The sequence below is a fragment of the Colwellia sp. genome, from assembly GCF_013215345.1.
GTDB lineage: Bacteria > Pseudomonadota > Gammaproteobacteria > Enterobacterales > Alteromonadaceae > Colwellia.
In genome coordinates, this window is the sequence record NZ_JABSOV010000012.1 from 40,752 (window position 1) to 60,331 (window position 19,580).

Annotated in this window: 14 protein-coding genes, 1 pseudogene and 1 riboswitch; of the genes and pseudogenes, 5 read left to right on the forward strand and 10 right to left on the reverse strand. The window is 39.3% G+C overall.

Annotated elements, in window-relative coordinates:
- The first annotated feature begins 106 nt into the window (after positions 1–106).
- Positions 107–832, forward strand: a complete 726-nt coding sequence (locus HRT50_RS02285) for a transporter substrate-binding domain-containing protein (protein ID WP_291610923.1) — start codon at positions 107–109, stop codon at positions 830–832.
- A gap of 106 nt (positions 833–938) precedes the next feature.
- Here HRT50_RS02285 and HRT50_RS02290 read toward each other — a convergent pair whose 3' ends face one another.
- The 6 genes from HRT50_RS02290 to HRT50_RS02315 all read right to left on the reverse strand — a co-directional run bounded on the left by HRT50_RS02290 (position 939) and on the right by HRT50_RS02315 (position 8,310).
- The gene (locus HRT50_RS02290; RefSeq protein ID WP_291610926.1) at positions 939–1,607 is read right to left on the reverse strand and encodes a response regulator transcription factor; all 669 of its coding nucleotides are present in this window, start codon (positions 1,605–1,607) and stop codon (positions 939–941) included.
- A 128-nt stretch (positions 1,608–1,735) separates the two neighbouring features.
- Positions 1,736–3,988 carry a TonB-dependent receptor gene (locus HRT50_RS02295; protein ID WP_291610928.1) on the reverse strand — a complete coding sequence of 751 codons (2,253 nt, stop codon included), beginning with the start codon at positions 3,986–3,988 and terminating at the stop codon, positions 1,736–1,738.
- 137 nt (positions 3,989–4,125) lie between these two features.
- Complete coding sequence (locus tag HRT50_RS02300) at positions 4,126–5,115, reverse strand: PHB depolymerase family esterase (RefSeq protein ID WP_291610930.1); 990 nt, start codon at positions 5,113–5,115, stop codon at positions 4,126–4,128.
- Positions 5,116–5,434: 319 nt separating this feature from the next.
- Positions 5,435–6,442, reverse strand: coding sequence for an adenosine deaminase (locus HRT50_RS02305; protein WP_291610932.1), 1,008 nt, complete (start codon positions 6,440–6,442; stop codon positions 5,435–5,437).
- Positions 6,443–6,519: 77 nt separating this feature from the next.
- Positions 6,520–6,619: riboswitch (purine riboswitch) on the reverse strand.
- Between the two features lie 300 nt (positions 6,620–6,919).
- Positions 6,920–7,597 (reverse strand): single-stranded DNA-binding protein, encoded by a 678-nt coding sequence (ssb, locus tag HRT50_RS02310; protein ID WP_291610934.1) that lies wholly within the window; start codon positions 7,595–7,597, stop codon positions 6,920–6,922.
- 308 nt (positions 7,598–7,905) lie between these two features.
- A complete protein-coding gene (locus HRT50_RS02315; RefSeq protein WP_291610936.1) occupies positions 7,906–8,310 on the reverse strand; it encodes a thioesterase family protein in 405 nt (134 codons plus the stop codon).
- 123 nt (positions 8,311–8,433) lie between these two features.
- On the opposite strand from HRT50_RS02315, the gene HRT50_RS02320 reads away from it, so the two are divergent.
- Together HRT50_RS02320 and HRT50_RS02325 are read left to right on the forward strand one after the other, a co-directional pair.
- A complete protein-coding gene (locus HRT50_RS02320) occupies positions 8,434–10,050 on the forward strand; it encodes an amidohydrolase family protein (RefSeq protein ID WP_291610938.1) in 1,617 nt (538 codons plus the stop codon).
- Between the two features lie 362 nt (positions 10,051–10,412).
- Positions 10,413–12,239, forward strand: coding sequence for a BamA/TamA family outer membrane protein (locus HRT50_RS02325; RefSeq protein ID WP_291610941.1), 1,827 nt, complete (start codon positions 10,413–10,415; stop codon positions 12,237–12,239).
- 72 nt (positions 12,240–12,311) lie between these two features.
- On the opposite strand, the gene pssA is transcribed toward HRT50_RS02325, so the two are convergent.
- Positions 12,312–13,640 carry a CDP-diacylglycerol--serine O-phosphatidyltransferase gene (pssA, locus tag HRT50_RS02330; RefSeq protein ID WP_291610943.1) on the reverse strand — a complete coding sequence of 443 codons (1,329 nt, stop codon included), beginning with the start codon at positions 13,638–13,640 and terminating at the stop codon, positions 12,312–12,314.
- 115 nt (positions 13,641–13,755) lie between these two features.
- Positions 13,756–15,798 carry an FAD-dependent oxidoreductase gene (locus HRT50_RS02335; RefSeq protein WP_291610946.1) on the reverse strand — a complete coding sequence of 681 codons (2,043 nt, stop codon included), beginning with the start codon at positions 15,796–15,798 and terminating at the stop codon, positions 13,756–13,758.
- 188 nt (positions 15,799–15,986) lie between these two features.
- On the opposite strand from HRT50_RS02335, the gene HRT50_RS02340 reads away from it, so the two are divergent.
- Complete coding sequence (locus HRT50_RS02340; RefSeq protein ID WP_291610948.1) at positions 15,987–16,472, forward strand: hypothetical protein; 486 nt, start codon at positions 15,987–15,989, stop codon at positions 16,470–16,472.
- Positions 16,473–16,506: 34 nt separating this feature from the next.
- Here the strand turns inward: HRT50_RS02340 and HRT50_RS02345 are convergent, their stop codons facing one another.
- A complete protein-coding gene (locus tag HRT50_RS02345) occupies positions 16,507–16,722 on the reverse strand; it encodes a dodecin (RefSeq protein WP_291610950.1) in 216 nt (71 codons plus the stop codon).
- Positions 16,723–16,877: 155 nt separating this feature from the next.
- Positions 16,878–18,242, reverse strand: coding sequence for an MFS transporter (locus HRT50_RS02350; protein WP_291610952.1), 1,365 nt, complete (start codon positions 18,240–18,242; stop codon positions 16,878–16,880).
- A gap of 572 nt (positions 18,243–18,814) precedes the next feature.
- Here HRT50_RS02350 and HRT50_RS02355 point away from each other — a divergent pair.
- Positions 18,815–19,580, forward strand: a pseudogene (locus tag HRT50_RS02355) (excinuclease ABC subunit UvrA); the annotation flags it as partial.

A 19,580-nucleotide genomic window follows, 5' to 3' on the forward strand; every position in this document is an offset into this window, starting at 1 on the left:
TCATTTGAAAAGCCCGTCAAATTAATCAGCAGAGCTAACCTTGCTAAACACAAATTAGCCAGTAAACTTTAATAGTAGCATGACTATTTTTTAGGAATTGTTGCCCATGCCCTCTTTAAATACTTACTTTTTAGTTTTGATATCTTTACTCCTTTGCCCAGCTATTCAGGCGGAGCCCTCGTATACGATAAAACTAGGGACCAAGGTGGCATGGCCACCGTATCATATTGACTTAAAATCAGGCGCAGCCGGTGTTGCTGTTGAAGCTGTAGACTGTGTGATGGCGCGTATTAAACAGCCTTATGAAATAAATAAGCTACCTTGGTCTCGCGCGCAAGCATTAACTAAGTCTGGCGTCTTAGATGGTTTTTTCTCAGCCTCTCAAAGTGAAAAAAGAGATGGCTACGCTGAGCTATCAAGGGTTTTCATCCCGCAAATACGTAAGTTCTATTTTTTAAAAAAATACTTTCCCGCAGAAGCGCAGTTATACTCCATTGATTATATAAAGGAAAGTTTTACCGTAGGCGCTAGATTTAGCTCGAACGCGATGAATTTTTTAAAGCTAAATAACTACAACATTGGTGCTGAGCATCTCAGCGAAACCGTATTAATGAGAATGCTCGATGCGGGTCGAATGGATGCGGTATTAGAGAATTCTTTGGTTTTTGCCCTTATGGTCAAAAACCTAGATAGATCTATGGATGAATATTTAAGTGTCGAAGTAGGCAAGAAAAACATGGGTGTATACTTTAGTAAAATATTTTTAGATAAACACCCAAACTTCCTCACTTTATTCAATGAAAATATCCCACCTTGTAGCTTAATAAAATAAAATTATCTGCGGCTATATTCGCAACAACAATAGCTAAAAGTTATTAGCTATTGGTTATGAGCAGTTACTTATGGGTATTTCCTTACGAGAAATAACTTATGATAAATTACTTATAAGAAGTATTTTCCCCTGGCGCTAACATTAATTGCTGATACGCTAGCCCCGCTAAAGTACGGTTATTCACCTCCAACTTTTCTAAAATTGCCGATACATGCTTTTTTACCGTGGTTTCTTTAATATTGAGATCATAAGCGATTTGCTTATTGAGCTGACCGTCGGCTACTTGGGTGAGCACTACATATTGTTGTGGCGTTAATTGCGCAAGTTGCTTAGCTAAGCGCTGGTTGGCAAGCGCGGTTTGCTGATTTTCATTTTTTTCTATTAGTTCAGGTAACCAGATATCACCCGCTAATACCGTATCTATGGCGCTAGCGATAGTAGTTAAATCAGCAGATTTAGGAATAAATGCCGCAGCGCCAAAGTTAATGGCTTTTTGCATAGTTTCATCATTATCATCTGAAGAGACCATAATCACCACTAAATCAGGATAATGATTTTGCAACTGGGTTAAGCCAGTAAAGCCATCATTACCCGGCATATGCAAATCGAGAAAAACAATTTCTAAGCTCGGCGTTGCTTCAATAGCCGTTAACAACTCACTAAAATTGTCTGCTTCTAACGTACCGGCATCATCAATACACTCCACTATGGCGTGTTTAAGCGCACTGCGAAATAATGGATGGTCATCTGCAATAATTACTTTTGCTGGTGACATATAAGCTCCTAGAACAAGATTAACGTTAATTAAGTTAGTATGAAAAAAAGAGCTGACAAGTGCCAGCTCTTTTTAATTTGTTTCTGCTATTTTAACCTAGCCCAGGGCTAAATTAACTATGGCTAAAGTTAGAATTGGTAACCTATCGTGAGTGAGACTGTTGATGGGTCACCGTAATAAGCTATAAGGGTAGTATCACCACCAAAACCTGGTAACCAGTTACCATCATCATCTTGTCCGCCAGTAAAGTCATAGGCACCAACCATGTACTCTTCATCGGTAATGTTTTTCCAATGCAGTGCTGCTGTCCAATCACCATCATTGCTGTACCAATTAATACCAAGGTTTAGTAAACCATAAGCTTCTTGAGTCAATCTGTTATCAAGTTCTACCAAGGCATAATCACCGCGGTAATAATAATTACTATTTACCACGAAAGAGCCGACAGAACTTTCAATATCGTAACTAACACCAAAATTAGCCGTCATATCAGGTGTGTTGGCTACCGTATAAATATCAGAGATATCATCATAACCTTCACCATTCCAGCTCAATACTTCAGTGAATTCACTATCAATGTAACCAAAGGCAAAATTAAAGTTTAGTGACTCTGTCGCTGCATAATGAATTTCAAGCTCTAAACCTATCGCTTCAGATTGACCAATGTTTCCTAAGCGTGAATCTAATACGGTAGGATCTTCATTAGCGACAACACTTTTATATTGGCGATCTTTATGCTTTAACGCAAAAATCGTTGCATTGACACGTAATTGATCAAACCATTCACTTTTTATACCTATTTCAACAGAATCCACTATTTCAGGGTTTACCGCTGGTTCATTAGTGGTAGCACGCGGGTTAAAGGTACCTGATTTGAAACCTTGTGAGTAGCTGGCAAAGACCATCATGTCGTCATCAATTTGATATTCTGCTCCTACTTTCGGAGTGAAACGTGACCATTTTTTATTACCCTTTAATACTTCAGTCTGTACTAAATCACCGCGGGTATAACCTGGAATCCAACCTGACTTCGGATACTCAATAGAGAAACGTAGATCATCATTTACATTCGCTCGTTTCTCTTCTTCAGTAAAACGAGCGCCTAAGGTAAAGGATAACTTGTCTGTTAAGTTATATGAACCTTGCGCATAAGCCGCGTAGCTTTCACTACTATTACAACCACTTTTTTCAGCTGTTAGCGATTGAAATATAATGGCGTCGTAATGCCCACAAGATTCTGAATCAAAATAATATAAACCAGAAACAAATGTTAAATTCTCACCATCGTAATTTAACTGGAATTCTTGTGAAAATTGCTCATCATCATAGACAGCAGGAACATCAAAAATTTGTAATGGCGTATTATCAAAATCAATATTGGTTGGTGAATAATTTTCGCGCGCTGCCGTTACTGATTTCACCGACCAAAAATCATTAATAAAATATTCAGCCGTTAAGCTCCAACCTTCATTTTCAACTAAATTTTCTGTTGGTAAACTTGTATATGAGTCATAAACGCTATCAGGTACCGGCGCATCCGTTAACATACTAGGTAATAAACGGTAACCACCTTTTGCATTCGATTCATCTTTAGTATTGTCGTAGTTAAAACGGAAAAACCAATCATCCGTAGGGGTAAACTCCAATGTAATACGGCCAGCAAAAACATCCTTGTTGTAGTTTTCAGTATCTTGATTAGCTAATGATGTTTCAAGAAATTCACCATAACCATCACGAGATAAGCTAGCTAAAGCAAAACCAACATAAAACTTGTCATCAATAACAGGGATTTTACCGGCCACTTTATAATCTTGGCGGCCGTAGTTACCAAAGGTTGCCGTTAGATCAAACTCCCTATCTCCTGACATTTTTTTGGTAACATATTTAATAGCACCACCTATGGTATTTTTACCGTACAAGCTACCTTGTGGGCCCCGTAAAACTTCAATACGCTCAACATCAATAATATCTAGTACTGCGCCTTGTGGACGGGCAATATAAACATCGTCAACATAAATACCAACACCGGGTTCATAACCCCAAAGAGGATCCTCTTGACCAACACCTCGAATAAATGCCGTTAAGGTAGAGTTAGTGCCACGGCTACTTTGTAAGGTAGTATTTGGCGAGAACTGTTGCACCTCAGTCATCACGCTGATGCCATTTTGTTCGAGCTGCTCTGCGCCAATTGAAGTAACGGCTACGGGAACATTTTGTAGAGTCTCTGTAGTTTTACGTGCGGTAACTTCGATACGCTCTAGACCAGAGTTATTTTCAGCACTTGATGACTCATTAGCCTGTGCTGCAGAGGTTATGTTGGTGCTTATTGGGCTGGGAATAGCTAAAGCGAGGTAACTTAATTTCTTGTTATAGCGTTTCATATTAGTGCCTTATTATAATTATATTGAATCAGCTTTTTTTAGATTATTGTGATGTTTTTTACTGATGTTAAAACTCTATAACAAAATTAGACAAAGTTAATCTGTACTATAGTACCATAGAGCTTAGTTATTGAATATTATTGAGTTTTCCATTTAAAACCCCAGAACTCGACTATATCGAGGGCGCTATCGTGGGAAGATTCAAACAAAAAAGGCGCACTAGTATCCCTATCTTCAAGGGCTGAATTAACCGTTAAGCCGTGACCAATGTCATTAATTTCAACTAATTTCACCTGTGGCTGATGTTCATTATCTTGCCAAAGGGTTAGCTGGTAATCTGCTGCTGATATTTTACTTTTTATCAGCGATGTCCCCGCTAATTTTGACCACTGCACAGCCAATCGCGATGAGTTTTTAGGGTTAACTACTTTGTCGTTACTGCCCGTGATGACAATAAGTCTTGGCCACTTATTAACAGTTTCATTACCTTTTTTTGCTAGCTTAACGAATTCAGTTGCTGATTGTGAAGGACCATTTCGCATACAAGAAATAGCTTTAGCCAGATCATTCGCGCAAGGGTAAGGTAGTCCCGCAATTACAGCGCCTGCAGAAAATAGTTCTGGATAATGAGTTAACAGTGCACTGGTCATAGCGCCGCCAGCGGAAAGGCCAGCAATATAAACCTGCTCTATGCTTGCTTGTGTTTTTACTGCGCTGATCATATTTTTGATCGACAACACTTCACCTTGATCTTGAGCGCTATCTTGCTCTGAGAACCAATTAAAACACGACTTTACATTATTATTTTGGCTTTGCTGTGGCAGTAACAAAATAAAATTGTGTTGCTTAGCAAGAGCTACAAAGCCACTTTGCTCAGCTAGGATTTCGCCATTTTGCACACAACCATGTAAAAGCACCACTAGGGATTTGGCCCGTTTAGATGGTTGTAAATAACTAGCCGTTAATTCACCAGGGTTATCGCCAAAGCTATTTAATGGTTGGAAGTTACCTTCTGGTTGAGTGCCTTCAAGCGGTTGAGAGCCTTCTAGTGACTGAACAGTGGCTAGTGCGGCAGTGCTACTAAGGAGAATAGCAATCCAAGATATGTACTTAATTAGAGGCAACATGAAAGTTAGCTTATTTGGCGGTATTATGTTGCCATCATGGCGTATTGTCCTATTACGCAATATGGTACTTTAGTGCCAACGCCTTGAGTATTACTAGAATTAAGCACTTGCAGTGATTAAACGTATTTAGCCGTTCAGGGGATATTAGTAGGTGGAGAAAGGCTAGTGATAAGACATGATGATAAAAAAACTAAGCCACAAAACAGCCAGGATATAGCTAGAGAAAATAGTCTATAAAAGGCTTCTTTGTTTATGTTTATGTTTATGTTTATGTTTATGTTGGCAATCTAATAAAATATTTTCGTTATTTAATCAAAATCTATTGATGCTGATCTATATAACTTTGTGTTGCTATAGTTAGGCGTTGTTTTTCACTTTGAGAAATAAAACTCGCCTCAATGGCATTTAAAGTAAATTGGCCAATTTCAGTTTTATTCATCGGCAGCGCATTATTTACCGCCAAAAAATTATCTGTCATATAACCACCAAAATAGGCGGGATCGTCAGAATTAATGGTGACACAAACCCCCTTTCGCAGCAGAGACACTATATTGTGCTGCTCCATACGCTCAAATACTTTTAGCTTAATATTAGAGAGTGGACAAACAGTTAGTGGAGTACGTTCGGTGACTAACTGCTTTACTAACTCGTTATCGTCTGTACAACGAACGCCATGATCAATGCGAGTAATTTTTAGTAAATTTAATGCCTCATAGATATTACTTGCCGCCCCCTCTTCACCAGCATGGGCAACCGTTAAAAAACCTTGCTCAAGTGCTTGGTTAAAGACTCGCTCAAATTTACCCGCAGGGTTACCAATCTCGGTTGAATCAAGACCGACAGCAATAATTTTATCTTTATGAGTTTGTGCTTGCGCTAGGGTTTCAAATGCTGACACTTCATCTAAGTGGCGTAAGAAACACATAATTAGTTTACTGCTAATATTTAATTCCGTTGCCGCTTTGACTAACGCCCGATGAATACCGTTAATCACAGTATCAAAGCTAATACCACGTTCGGTATGTGCTTGTGGGTCAAAAAACACTTCGGTATGTAAAACATTATCTTCTTTGCAGCGCAGTAAGTAGGCCCAAGTTAGCTCAAAAAAATCTTGCTCATGGATAAGTACATTGGCTCCTTGAAAGTAAATGTCTAAGAATGACTGCAGGTTATGGAAATTATAAGCATCCCTAACTTCAGTAACTGAATTAAAGGGTATATCAACCTTGTTGCGCTTTGCTAGCTCAAACATAAGCTCAGGCTCAAGTGTACCTTCAATATGAAGATGCAGTTCTACTTTAGGTAAGGATTGAATAAATTCTTTCATGACTTAGTTCCCAATAATTAAAAAGTTCATTCAGTACTTTTCTGTGAATAAAGATTGTTCGTACCAAGAGAAAAGCACTAAAGCGCTAAACTCTTCGTAATCAGGATTTATTGGTTCCTGGTAGAGACCCCCAATCCATATCATTGGGGTTATACGAAGGGAAAGCTGACCATTGCATCTAAAGCAACGACTAGCTTACTATTCGATATTGCCTCGTTTTATTATACAAGTCTAGACTAAAACAATGGCTAGGTAATTTTCCAGTTATGGAGTAATCACCACGGTTGCTCATTAAAAATTATTTGTGCCACAGCAGATGCTAACTCTACTCACCATATAAATACAAAAAGTCTAGACACAAAAAAACCTCTATCAATTTAACATTCAATAGAGGTTTTTTATTTTACTTAGGGTGTTAATTAATAAGGATAGCTTATGCCTTACTCATTAACTGCACACCAATAGTTTTATTTCAAATTAGAACGGAATATCATCATCAAAATCAATTGATGGTTCTTGTGGATTTACTTTTGGAGCTTGCTGCTTTTGCTGCCCTTGATTAGCAAAGCCGCCTTGTTGCGCTGGTGCTTGCTGTTGAGGAGCAAAACCACCTTGTTGCGCTGGTGCTTGCTGTTGAGGAGCAAAACCACCTTGTTGCGCTGGCGCTTGTTGTTGAGGAGCAAAGCCACCTTGTTGTGCTGGCGCTTGTTGTTGAGAGAAACCACCAGACTGTTGTGGAGCTTGTTGCTGGAAGCCACCTTGCTGTTGCTGCCCTTGATTAGAGAAACCACCGCTCTGCCCTTGAGACGATTTACCATCTAACATTTGCATTACGCCGTTGAAACCTTGTAATACGATTTCAGTAGTGTATTGCTCTTGACCTTGTTGATTGGTCCACTTACGTGTTTGTAAAGAGCCTTCAAGGTATACTTTTGAACCTTTTTTAAGGTACTCACCAGCAATTTCAGCTAGTTTGCCAAACATAACTACACGATGCCATTCTGTTTTTTCTTTTTGCTCACCAGTTTGTTTATCTTTCCATGAGTCTGACGTTGCTACAGTAATATTTGCTACTGCGCCGCCATTTGGCATAAAACGTACCTCAGGATCTTTACCTAAGTTACCTACTATGATTACTTTATTTACACCCGCCATGAAAATATCCTATTAATTGAGCTATTAAGACATGTGCTGTTTCTTTATCTATTCACATAGAAAGAAAATCTGTCTTTGAAATTTAGTTTTAGAGGGTAATTCTATAGTGAGCGGCGATCAAATTCGAGTGATTTTTTGTTAAACAGGCTATTTATTTTATTTTATTCTATTTTAGAAAACTCGTAGAAAATAGCTTAGTTATCACAGGGCAAAAACACTGCGCTGATCTTGCCGACTAATTAATTGTTATCACAACGAATTAGCAGCAAAGTAATAAAGTTTGACTACGGAAAGTTGAACATTAGCAATCAAGATACGTTTAGATCTATCAAGTGTTCAGAGAGCTGTGCTCGAATATCATCGGATATTTTTTTCGAACTTTGTGCTTTATAATCAAAATTGACCATGGCGGCCGTACCCGATACACATTTTTCACCGTGTTGCCACAGCTCTTGATAAACATCAAACGAAGCGCCACCAATTCGACTAATGTAGCTTCTTATCTCTATTTCTTGACCATAAAAGAGTTGACCATGATAAGACACTTCTATTTTAGCAATAATAAGTTGCCATTTCTTTGGATCTAAATCAGGCGTAAAAAACTTAAAAATGGGTGCTCGTGCACCTTCAAACCAAATGGGCGGTTTAGTATTATTTATGTGACCTAAAGCGTCGGTATCACTAAAGTGTGGCATCATTTTTTCACTGAACATAATTAACCTTCAACTAATTTTTACTTTACTGTAACTCAATTGATTACAGTGCATATTACTTTTTATATAAGATATAGTATCTTAACCATCTTTAGAAATACCATCAATATTAGAGATAAATAAATGAATAAATCTTTATCCTTACTTGGCTGTTTTTGTGCTTATCTAGCTATCACATTAGTCATCAATCTAGCCACTGCCACTGCTGCATTAGCCGCTGGTGATGCCAAAGCCCCAGAACGTACCACGGGTGAAGGTCCCTATAAGCGACTTATTCTTCGTGGTGGTATTGTTATCAATGGCGAAGGTGCACCTGCACGTGGTCCCATGGATATTGTTATTGAAAATGATCGCATTGTAAAAATCGTTAATGTTGGTAACCCAGGCGTACCTATCGCACCAACACGTCGACCTAAAGCTCGCCCTGGTGATAAAGAAATTAACATTGAGGGTCAATATGTACTGCCTGGCTTTATTGATATGCATGGTCATATTGGCGGCAGTGCCGATAATATTCCAGCTGAGTATGTCTTTAAGCTCTGGCTAGCTCATGGTATTACCACAGTGCGTGAGCCGGGTACTTTTAATGGCATTGATTGGGTGATGGATCATGTAAAGCGCAGTGAAGAAAATACCATTGCCGCGCCACGCATTATGCCTTACTTTGTTTTTGGCTTAGGTTTAGATGAAAGCATAACGACGGTTAAACAAGCAAAAAAATGGGTGAAGTCTATTCCTAAAAAAGGCGCTAAAGGTATTAAGTTTTTTGGCGCCACCCCAGAGATAATGACAGCGGCACTTAACGAAGCTAAAGAACAGAGGCTAGGCAGTATGATGCACCATGCCCAACTTGACGTAACCAATATGAACGTACTTGATTCAGCCCGTTTAGGTCTAACCTCTATGGAACATTGGTATGGTTTGCCTGAAGCATTATTTGAGCATCAGCATATTCAAAATTACTCACCTGATTATAATTATAATAATGAGCAACATAGGTTTGCTGAAGCCGGCCGATTATGGCAACAAGCAGCAAAACAAAACAGCGAAAAATGGTTAAGCGTGCGTGATGAATTACTCAGTTTAGATTTAACCTTAAACCCAACATTTACTATTTATGAGGCAAATCGTGACTTAATGCGTGATATGAATGCCGAATGGCATAAAGAATATACCCTGCCTACCTTATGGGACTTCTTCCAGCCTAGCCGTAATGCTCATGGCTCGTATTGGTTTGATTGGACCACGGATGATGAAATTGCTTGGAAGAAAAACTACCAACAATGGATGAGCTTTGTAAACGATTATAAAAATCATGGTGGTCGAGTAACCGTAGGCTCAGACTCTGGCTATATCTTTAAAATATATGGCTTTAGTTATATTCGAGAATTAGAGTTACTGCGAGAAGCCGGTTTTAATGCCCTCGAAGTTATTCAAGCAGCAACCATTAATGGCGCTGAAGCGCTTGGCATGGCGGATGAAATTGGCTCTATCCGTGTAGGTAAAAAGGCAGACTTAGTGATAGTTGGTGAGAATCCATTACGTAACTTTAAAGTACTTTATGGTACGGGCCACTTTCGCCTAGACGAAAACAATAAATCCATCCGTGCAGGTGGCGTTAATTACACGGTAAAAGACGGTATTGTTTATGATGCCAAGTTACTCCTCAAACAAGTAAAAACAATGGTTGAAGACGCTAAAATAAAGAAAATTGATAGCATTAAGCAAGCGAAAAGCTAAATAAGCTCAGCGAAGGTTAAGCAACTTCATCCAGTAGAGCTATAGTTAAATGAGTGATATATATACCCATGTTACTTCTATGTGCAGAATTCAGCTGGAATTAGAAACGCTTTAGACAAGGTTTTTGTTGAAGATAATGGTTGTTCCCTTATCGAAATTAATAACGCAGTATAAATCGTTTCGAAACCAGTCCGACGGAGATGACTGAGCAAATCACGCTCTTCGGTGCATATTTTTTTAAGGGGGTACCATTAATAAAAAAAGGCACCTTGATCATGAATCGCTCAGGTATCCTGAAACTCGCATATCGAAGTATCATGGGTATCAAAATATTACTCATTTAACCTTAACTCAGGTACGCGATGCAGTTTTTATTAGCAGCTATAAAAAAAATAAAAAAATGTAATGTCATATCGCCAACCCCCATAAAAAACATTTCACTTATTTGGCGAGATAAGACAATAACTAGACTGCCGTCCTTACTAGTGGTCGGCTTACTAGTTGCTACTTTCTGTAGCCTTGACTCTGCCGCCAATCAAACAGTTAAACAAGTAAATACCTCCTCCAGCATTGCTAATCTCACCCATGATGATTCAGCCAGTAAACAAGCTTATAACAAGGTTTCGATTGAACCCTCAAACGAAAATATATTGTGTGATACCAACCAACCCAAAGTGATATTCAAGCCGCAAACTATCTTTGATGAAAGTGAAGAAGGTATAACTTTTTTACATCGCTGGGCCAATGCTATTCACATTGATACAAAAATTTACACCCTAGAAAATGAAGCCAGCTTTTTTGTTAATAAGTGCATAAAAACCTTTGCTGATATGGCCGAGCTTGAGCGCCATTTACGTAGCAGGAAATACTTAAGGGATGCCGAAGTCACTAGTGATGAAAATGTTAAAAATATAACAGTAACCACGTGGGACAACTGGTCACTGATGCCAACGGTAAGTTTCGGTCGTAAAGGTGGTATAAACACTTACAGTTTTGGTATTAAGGAGCGTAATTTACTCGGTTTAGGTATAGACACTGAAATTGAAGCGTACAAAAACACCCAGCGCTCTGGCTACAAGTTACAGGCTACCGTGCCGCTTTTTCAAAAACAAAACACTGAGGTTAAATTACGATTTGCTGATAATGACGATGGCCAACAAACTAGCTTATTTTTACATAAAATGTTTGCCAGTTTTCATACCAAAACGGCTTATAATATCGGCTTTAATGAAGAGTCCCGTAACGATACACTTTTCCAAAACGGTCAAGATCAGAGTATTTATGGTCATGATATTAGTTACCTAGAAGCCAGCTATGCTTGGTTAAACTTTAATAGTGATAGCCGTTTACTGAGATACCGGGTTGGCATAACACAAGATAAAGATACTTTTTCAGCGCTGTCGGATCTGGATAGTAGTGACTTAACCAGCCCGCCACTAACCAATATTCGTCCTACGGATAGGGATTTACTCTACCCCTGGTTTGCTTTTGAATATATTGAAAAGGACTTTAGAGAATTAACCAACGTTCACTTGATCACCCAAATAGAAGACTTTAATCATGGCTGGCAGCTTAACTCTCGTCTAGGTATAGGCAATGGTAATAAAGAAAACGCAGCGTGGACGGTATGGAAAATGCGGGTGAAAAAAGGTTTTAATCTATATAACAATGCCTTGCTATTACTTGACTTTGCACTGGCGAATGATATTTATCAACATAAAGATAGTCGTTTATGGGTAAAGTTAACAGCGGAATATTTTTATCAGCTAAATAAAAGCTGGGGATTTTATTTAAGTAATGCCAATGTTACCAGTAAAAATCAGTACCTAGACCAGCCAGTAACCATGGGCGGAAATACCGGTTTACGTGGCTTTCCTTTACAATATCAACATGGACAAAGTAGTATTAAAGTCACTTCTGAAATCAGATACTATCCACAAGTAAATCTATTCAAACTCTTTGATATAGCCGGTGTTGCTTTTGTTGATGCGGGTCGAACGTATGGAGAGTCGACCGTTAAAAACATAGAACATGGTTGGCTAGGCTCTGCAGGCTTAGGTTTGCGCTTGCACTCCCCTCACTCCGGTGGCAACCACCCTATTATTCATATCGACTTTGCTTTCCCGCAAAGTGATAATCCTGATATTAATAGCTTTGAAATAAGAGTGCAGGCCAAGAAATCTTTTTAAGGGTTTTAACATTCAATAGATTTGTTAGGGCACCTAATTTCTCATTACAGTATTTCACTGTAATCAATAGTACTAAAGGAATCGTTTTAAAACCCTATCAATTTGCGCAACACGTATTTTTTTCAATAATTTCTGCGGTTTTTCCGGGTAGTCATCAACTGATTCAATATCTGAATAATGCACTATTTTAGTGGTATCCACTAAAATACCCAGTAATTCATCATTGGTTTTTTGTAAAAGCTGCTTACCGGCATCATCGACAAGTAAACCATTTTCTAGATCCAGTGCCCAAGCACGCGGGTTTAAATTACTGCCAGTAATTAAATGGTAGCGATCATCAACACGTAAACCTTTAAGGTGAAAACTATTATCTTTATCTTTCCACAAATGAATATTCAATAAGCCTTGGTCGATAAAACTTTGGTAACGCTTAACAAAACGCTTTAATAGCATTTCATAAACGTAAGGAATGATACCGATGGTGCTAAAGTCTTCATCATTACTAATAAAAAAATCATTCGCTGTTTTATCGCCAACAACCACAGTGATTTTAACACCACGTTTTAATGCTTTAATAACATCTCGAGCAAGGGCATGAGGTAGATTAAAATACGGCGTGAAAAGCACTATGTTATTGTCAGCTTGTTGCACTAAATGACGGGTAGCTTGGTTAAGCTGATTTTTACGGCGACCAAAGCCTACTAGCGGAGTAATAAAGGTTTTATCACTGACTAGCTTGGACTGACTATTACTTTGCTGCTGAGCAACAATGTAGTGAGACTTTCTTAATCGGGCTTTTAACGTCGCAAGATTTCTCTTTTGCTCTATGGCATCAGGTAACCATGCTTGATTAAGCAAAGGCGCCAGACCTGAGTCAATAAAGGTATCCGTTAAGTAATGACAAAAACTTTCAGCTAATTCAGGACTATTAATAGTACAGTAACGGTCTAAACGATATCGTTCACCTTGGTGTAAGTAAATATCGTTAATACTTGCACCTGTATAGAAAAGCTTATCATCGAAGACCATGCCTTTCAGGTGTAAAACGCCAAAGACTTCTTTACGCTTAACCGCCACACCATAAATGTTGACCGTTTGTGAGTAGTCTTGCGCTAACTGTAAATACAGAGCACGGTTACCTAAGCTCTCTTTTTCACCTATTAAGCCACGTTGACCACGGTTAAAGTCGACAAAGATATTAATATCTAGCTCGGGGAAGTTTGCTTTAGCTTGGTATAACGCATGGAGGATTTCCCGACCTGCGTCATCATCTTGTAAATACAAAGCAGTAATGAAGATACGCTGACGCGCCCCCTCAATTAATAATAATAACTGCTGCTTATATTCTTTAGGGGTGGTAAGAAATTCAATATCACCGCCATCGACAATTATATTTTGCACTGTGCTCTATCTAAAAAAAATTAATTCGCGACAGTATATCAATAATAAACCGAAGAAATATAGGCTTTTTCTTCGGTTAACTATTGATATCTCGATAGATAGGCTCAAATAACGCCTAAATTTTAACCGCTAATTCGGCAGCTTGGCGTATCGCACGTTTAGCATCAAGTTCGGCCGCAACATTTGCACCGCCAATCAGATGCACAGATAAGCCGCCATCAACTAACGCTTGTTGCAAGTCTCGATTAGACTCTTGGCCTGCGCAAATAATAATATTATCCACTGCCAATAACTGCTCTTTACCATCAACTTCAATCAATAAGCCCTTCTCGGTAATGGCTTTATAACTTGCGCCAGCAACCATAGTAACGCCCTGTTTAACTAAATTAGCTCTATGTACCCAGCCAGAGGTTTTACCTAGCCCTTTACCCACTTTAGTGGTTTTACGTTGTAAAAGGGTAATTTTCCTTTCCGGATTATGTTTAGGTACATCTTGCTTGTTGAGTAATGCCCCGCCTTGCTGATAACTTTTATCAACACCCCAGTTTTTAAGCCAGGCATCAGGCTTATTGGTTAATGATTTTTCAGACAAGTAAGTTGCCACATCAAAGCCAATACCACCGGCGCCGATAATAGCAACATTATTACCTACCTCAACTTTATCACGCAGTACTTGTAAATAAGTCAGTACTTTCTTACTGGCATAACCTTCTTCTAAGCCCTTTATGGTAAGTTTTCTCGGTTTAATACCCGTGGCAAGTACCACTTCATCAAAACCAGCAGCGATTAATTTCTCTGCACTTTGCTCGCTATTAAGGTGAACTTTAATCTTATGCAAGCTAAGTTGTTTGTTAAAATAACGTAGTGTCTCGAAGAATTCTTCTTTACCTGGAATTTGTTTAGCAACATTAAACTGACCGCCAATTTCACTAATTTTATCAAATAGCTCGACTTGATGACCACGTTGAGCAGCATAAACACTGAAGGCTAAACCTGCAGGTCCAGCTCCTATCACCGCTAGTTTTTTAACTTTGTTAGTTTTTTCAATTACCAGCTCAGTTTCATAACATGCCATTGGATTTACCAGACAAGAGGCACGTTTTTGGGCAAAGACATGGTCTAAACAAGCTTGGTTACAGCCAATACAGGTATTAATTTCATCGGCTTTATCATCCGCAGCTTTATTAACAAAGTCGGCATCAGCAAGGAAAGGCCTCGCCATTGACACCATATCAGCTTGTCCTGTCGCTAATACTCGCTCAGCAATATCCGGGGTATTGATGCGGTTAGTGGTAATAAGCGGAATAGAAACTTCTTTTTTCATTTTTTCAGTAACCCAAGTAAATGCAGCTCTAGGTACTGAGGTTACTATGGTAGGTACACGCGCTTCATGCCAACCAATACCAGTATTAATTAACGTCGCCCCTGCCTGCTCGACCGCTTTTGCCATAGTGACAATATCTTGCCAACTGTTGCCACCTTCCACTAAATCCAACATGGATAAACGGAAGATAATGATAAATTTTTCGCCCACTTTGGCGCGTACCGCTTTGATTGTTTCAATGCCTAGGCGCATTCTATTTTCAATGCTACCGCCCCATTCATCATCACGTTTATTCGTTCTCACACAAGTAAACTGGTTAATTAAATAGCCTTCTGAGCCCATAATTTCAACGCCATCGTAGCCCGCTTTAGCGGCCAATTTCGATGCATAAGCAAAATCTTTAATGGTTGACTTAATTTGCCTAACGGACATGGCTTTCGGGGTAAAAGGTGAAATAGGAGATTTAATTTTGCTCGGTGCGACACCAAAAGGGTGATAAGCATATCGACCTGTATGTAATAACTGTAAACAAATTTTAGTGGGATATTTATGTACTGCCTCAGTGACTTGCTTGTGTTTATTTACTTGCCAAAAGTGGCTTAACTCACTGCCAAAAGGCGCGATTCTGCCGCGTAAGTTAGGACTAACACCGCCGGTAACAATCAAGCCAACACCACCTTTTGCCCTAGCTTGATAAAAGGCGGCTAATTTAGCAAAACCGCCGCGCTCTTCCTCTAGGCCAGTGTGCATTGATCCCATAAGGACACGGTTAGCCAATTGGGTAAAGCCAAGGTCTAGTGGCGCTAATAAATGTGGGTAGGCAGTTGTTGTCATAATTTTGCTCTGCTATTGGTCGTACCAGTTAATTTAGATACATAATTTACTGACATTTAGATAAAAACACAAGTTATGGTAAAATATTCGGGTTAACATTACCTAAAAATAGAGCCATGGTAGTTACTCAACTAAGTAGTTATCAGTTACTGACTAAAACATCTAAAATAGCGATAGAATAAAATTTTATGCCCAATAAAAAACAGTTAATTGATCTTATTGTCACGGCATTAGCAAAAGAGCTTAAACAAGCTATTGATGCTGCCAATGAAGCACATGCCGCTGCGGTTGATGACCAAAGTGTCGCAGAAACACAGTATGACACGCTAGCGATAGAAGCGAGTTACTTAGCTGAAGGACTATCTAAGCGAGTGAATGAATTTCAGCATGCCATTGATGCCTATACCGCACTAGAGATCCTTGAGTTCGATGTTGATAGTTATATCGCCCTTGGGGCATTAGTACAGTTATCAGCAGATAAGCAAGCCAAGCATTGGTTTTTTCTTGGCCCTGCCGCAGGTGGCTTTCGCTTTCAGTTAGCTGAGCAAAACATCACGGTAGTTACACCCCAATCCCCTATGGGCATGGCATTACTTGGCAAACAACAAGATGATGATATAACAATGATGCTTGGCGTCAATAAGCTAGAAGATTACATTGCTGCACTCAAATAAGGCTAACTAAATACGCTACTTGAGCAAAGCTAAGTTAGCTTGACGCTATTTTAAAGCCTATTTTCAAAGTGACTTGATAATGGCCAACAGCACCATTAACTATATGACCACGGGTTTCTGTGACCTCAAACCAATCCATATTTTTGATAGTTTTATTACACTCAGCCAAGGCATTTCCTATGGCATCTTCGATACTAGTTTTAGATGAACCAACCATTTCAATTTTTTTGTAAGTGTGATGATTAGACATGTTAGTCACGCGCTAAATAAGGGGTAAGGTAACCCTTAGTTTAGCGCGATTTTTCTAGTTTGCTTTATCCAAAAAAAATCCCTCAACTAAATTTAATAGTGAGGGATTTTTATTACGCATTACACGCTAACTTACAATAAGAGTAGTTTAAGTCTCTACCCTTGTAATAATGCTTTAACAGCTAGTAAATCAACGGTTTTTTCATCAACTTTTAAATAGGCCACCGCTTCTGTATGTACTAGGGTTGCTTCGATAACACCTGGCATATTAATTAACTGTTCAGCCATTTGTTCGGCTTCTTCTTCACCGGTAATACTGGTGGCAAAGCTAAAACTTTTTGATTTCTTCAGTGGCTGCATGCCAAAGCTTACTGCCAGCCAAATAAGAGTTACTATGGCCATGACTAAGAAAATAGTTTGTTCGCCATACTGGCTGGCAATATAACCACCGACAATACCACCAACAAAGGCACCTAAAAACTGACTACTTGAATAAACCCCCATAACACTACCTTTAACGCCAGCAGGTGCTATACGGGATAGAATTGACGGCATAGTTGCTTCTAAATAGTTAAATGCGGTGAAAAATAACACCACTGATAATACTAAACTCCAGATCCCCGTAGGTAACAGCCAGAGTGAAAATAGTGCCAAGGCTAATAACGCAATAGCGGCGCTAAACATAGGATTCTCTTTTTGTTTCTTAATGGCAAAAATCATAAAAGGCACCATTAAAAAGAAAGAGCCGAGTAAGGTTGGTAAGTATATTTGCCAATGGCTTTCAAGCGCTAAGCCACTCGCCACAAACTGTTTAGGCAAGGTAACAAAACAAGCGGTTAATGCCATATGCAAGATAAACACACCCCAATTTAATCGTGACAACTGCGGGTGACGAATCAAACGAGTTATTTGCTCAGGTAAGGCAACATTATCACCACGCGGCGCTTTGTTTACCGAATTTGGCACTATAAATTGAATCATCGCCATGGCTAAAATGGTCAAAACGCCAGTGAACCAAAATAAGCCACTTAAACCAAAAGCATCAGCCACTATTGGCCCTAAAATCATAGCCAAGGTGAATGATAAACCGATGAACATACCTATGGTTGCCATCACTTTAGGGCGCTGTTCTTCACGACTTAAATCTGCCGCCAAAGCAAGTACGGCACTGGCAATTGCGCCCATTCCTTGAATTGCTCGCCCGAGCACAACACCATAAATAGTTTCGGACATGGCCGCGACAATACTGCCAATAAGAAAGACCACTAAACCGGCCAAAATCACCGGCTTTCGGCCGTACTTATCTGAAAGTATGCCCATAGGTATTTGCAATAAAGCTTGCGTTAAGCCATAGGCACCAATAGCTAGCCCCAACCACATGGGGCTATATCCCGTTAGTTGCTCACCATAGATGGCAAACACGGGTAATATCATGAATAAGCCTAACATGCGCACACCAAAGACACTGGCCAAGGAAAAGGCGGCTTTTTTTTCAATACGGTTTAAACCTGAAACACTCATAACGTTGCTAAAACCTAAATAAAATAAAGTACACGGGAAAATTCCCGCTAGTTTATCATGTAAACTAATACCAATTCCAATAAGTTTCTTCCCACTCAGCGAGAGTTAAAAGGCTTAGAGGCAAGGCTTTGATTGTAGATAATGGTTATTCCCTTATCAAAATCAAAAACGCAGTATGTAAGCCTTTTAAACTCGCCCTTTGGGAGCTTTCCAGCGATTCGATAACCGCACAAAATTTCTTTCATATAGAATGACTATATGCAAAAAAATTCTATTTATTCTCAAACCGCTGGCAAGCTCTGAGTGGGAACTAACTTAATGGACTTGGTATAACACAACAAAATGCCAACAATGAAAACAAGATATTAAGCACTAGATAGTTTGATCGTCATGATAATTTTTAGTTCGTCTACATAACGACATATCTCCGTTATTTCCTTTCCTAGCGAGCTAACAGGACACTGTAAAAATAAACAGTTTAATTTGTTATTCTGCTCTAGTTTAGTTTTTATACTGTAAATTATATGACATAATCGTCGGTTCTATTTTATCGTAAGTTGGGTTAAAAACGCATGAAAAGTATTGTAGTCAGAGGGGCTCGCACGCACAACCTCAAAGACATTAGTATAACAATACCTCGAGATAAACTCGTGGTAATTACCGGTCTTTCTGGCTCAGGAAAATCTTCTCTTGCCTTTGATACGCTTTACGCTGAAGGGCAACGTCGTTATGTTGAGTCGCTTTCAGCTTATGCTCGTCAATTTTTATCATTAATGGAAAAGCCGGATGTTGATCACATTGAGGGTTTATCCCCTGCTATTTCCATTGAACAAAAATCTACCTCTCATAATCCGCGCTCAACCGTAGGTACCATCACTGAGATATACGATTACTTGCGTTTACTTTATGCCCGAGTGGGTGAACCGCGTTGTCCGGAGCATGGTCAAGCACTGGCAGCACAAACTGTTTCACAAATGGTTGATAAAGTTTTAGAGCTTGAGCAAGGCACGAAGGTGATGCTACTTGCTCCTATTATCCAAGAGCGTAAAGGCGAACATGTAAAACTGCTTGATAACTTAGCCGCGCAAGGTTTTATTCGCGCCCGCATTGATGGTGAAGTATGTGACTTATCCGATCCTCCGCCCTTAGAGTTACATAAAAAACACACCATAGAAGTTGTCGTTGATCGTTTAAAAGTGCGTGATGAGATTCAGTTACGCCTTTCTGAGTCTTTTGAAACAACATTAAGCTTAACCGATGGTACCGCCAAAATCGCTTTCATGGATGAGCCCGACCGAGAAGAACTACTTTTCTCTGCTAACTTTGCCTGCCCACATT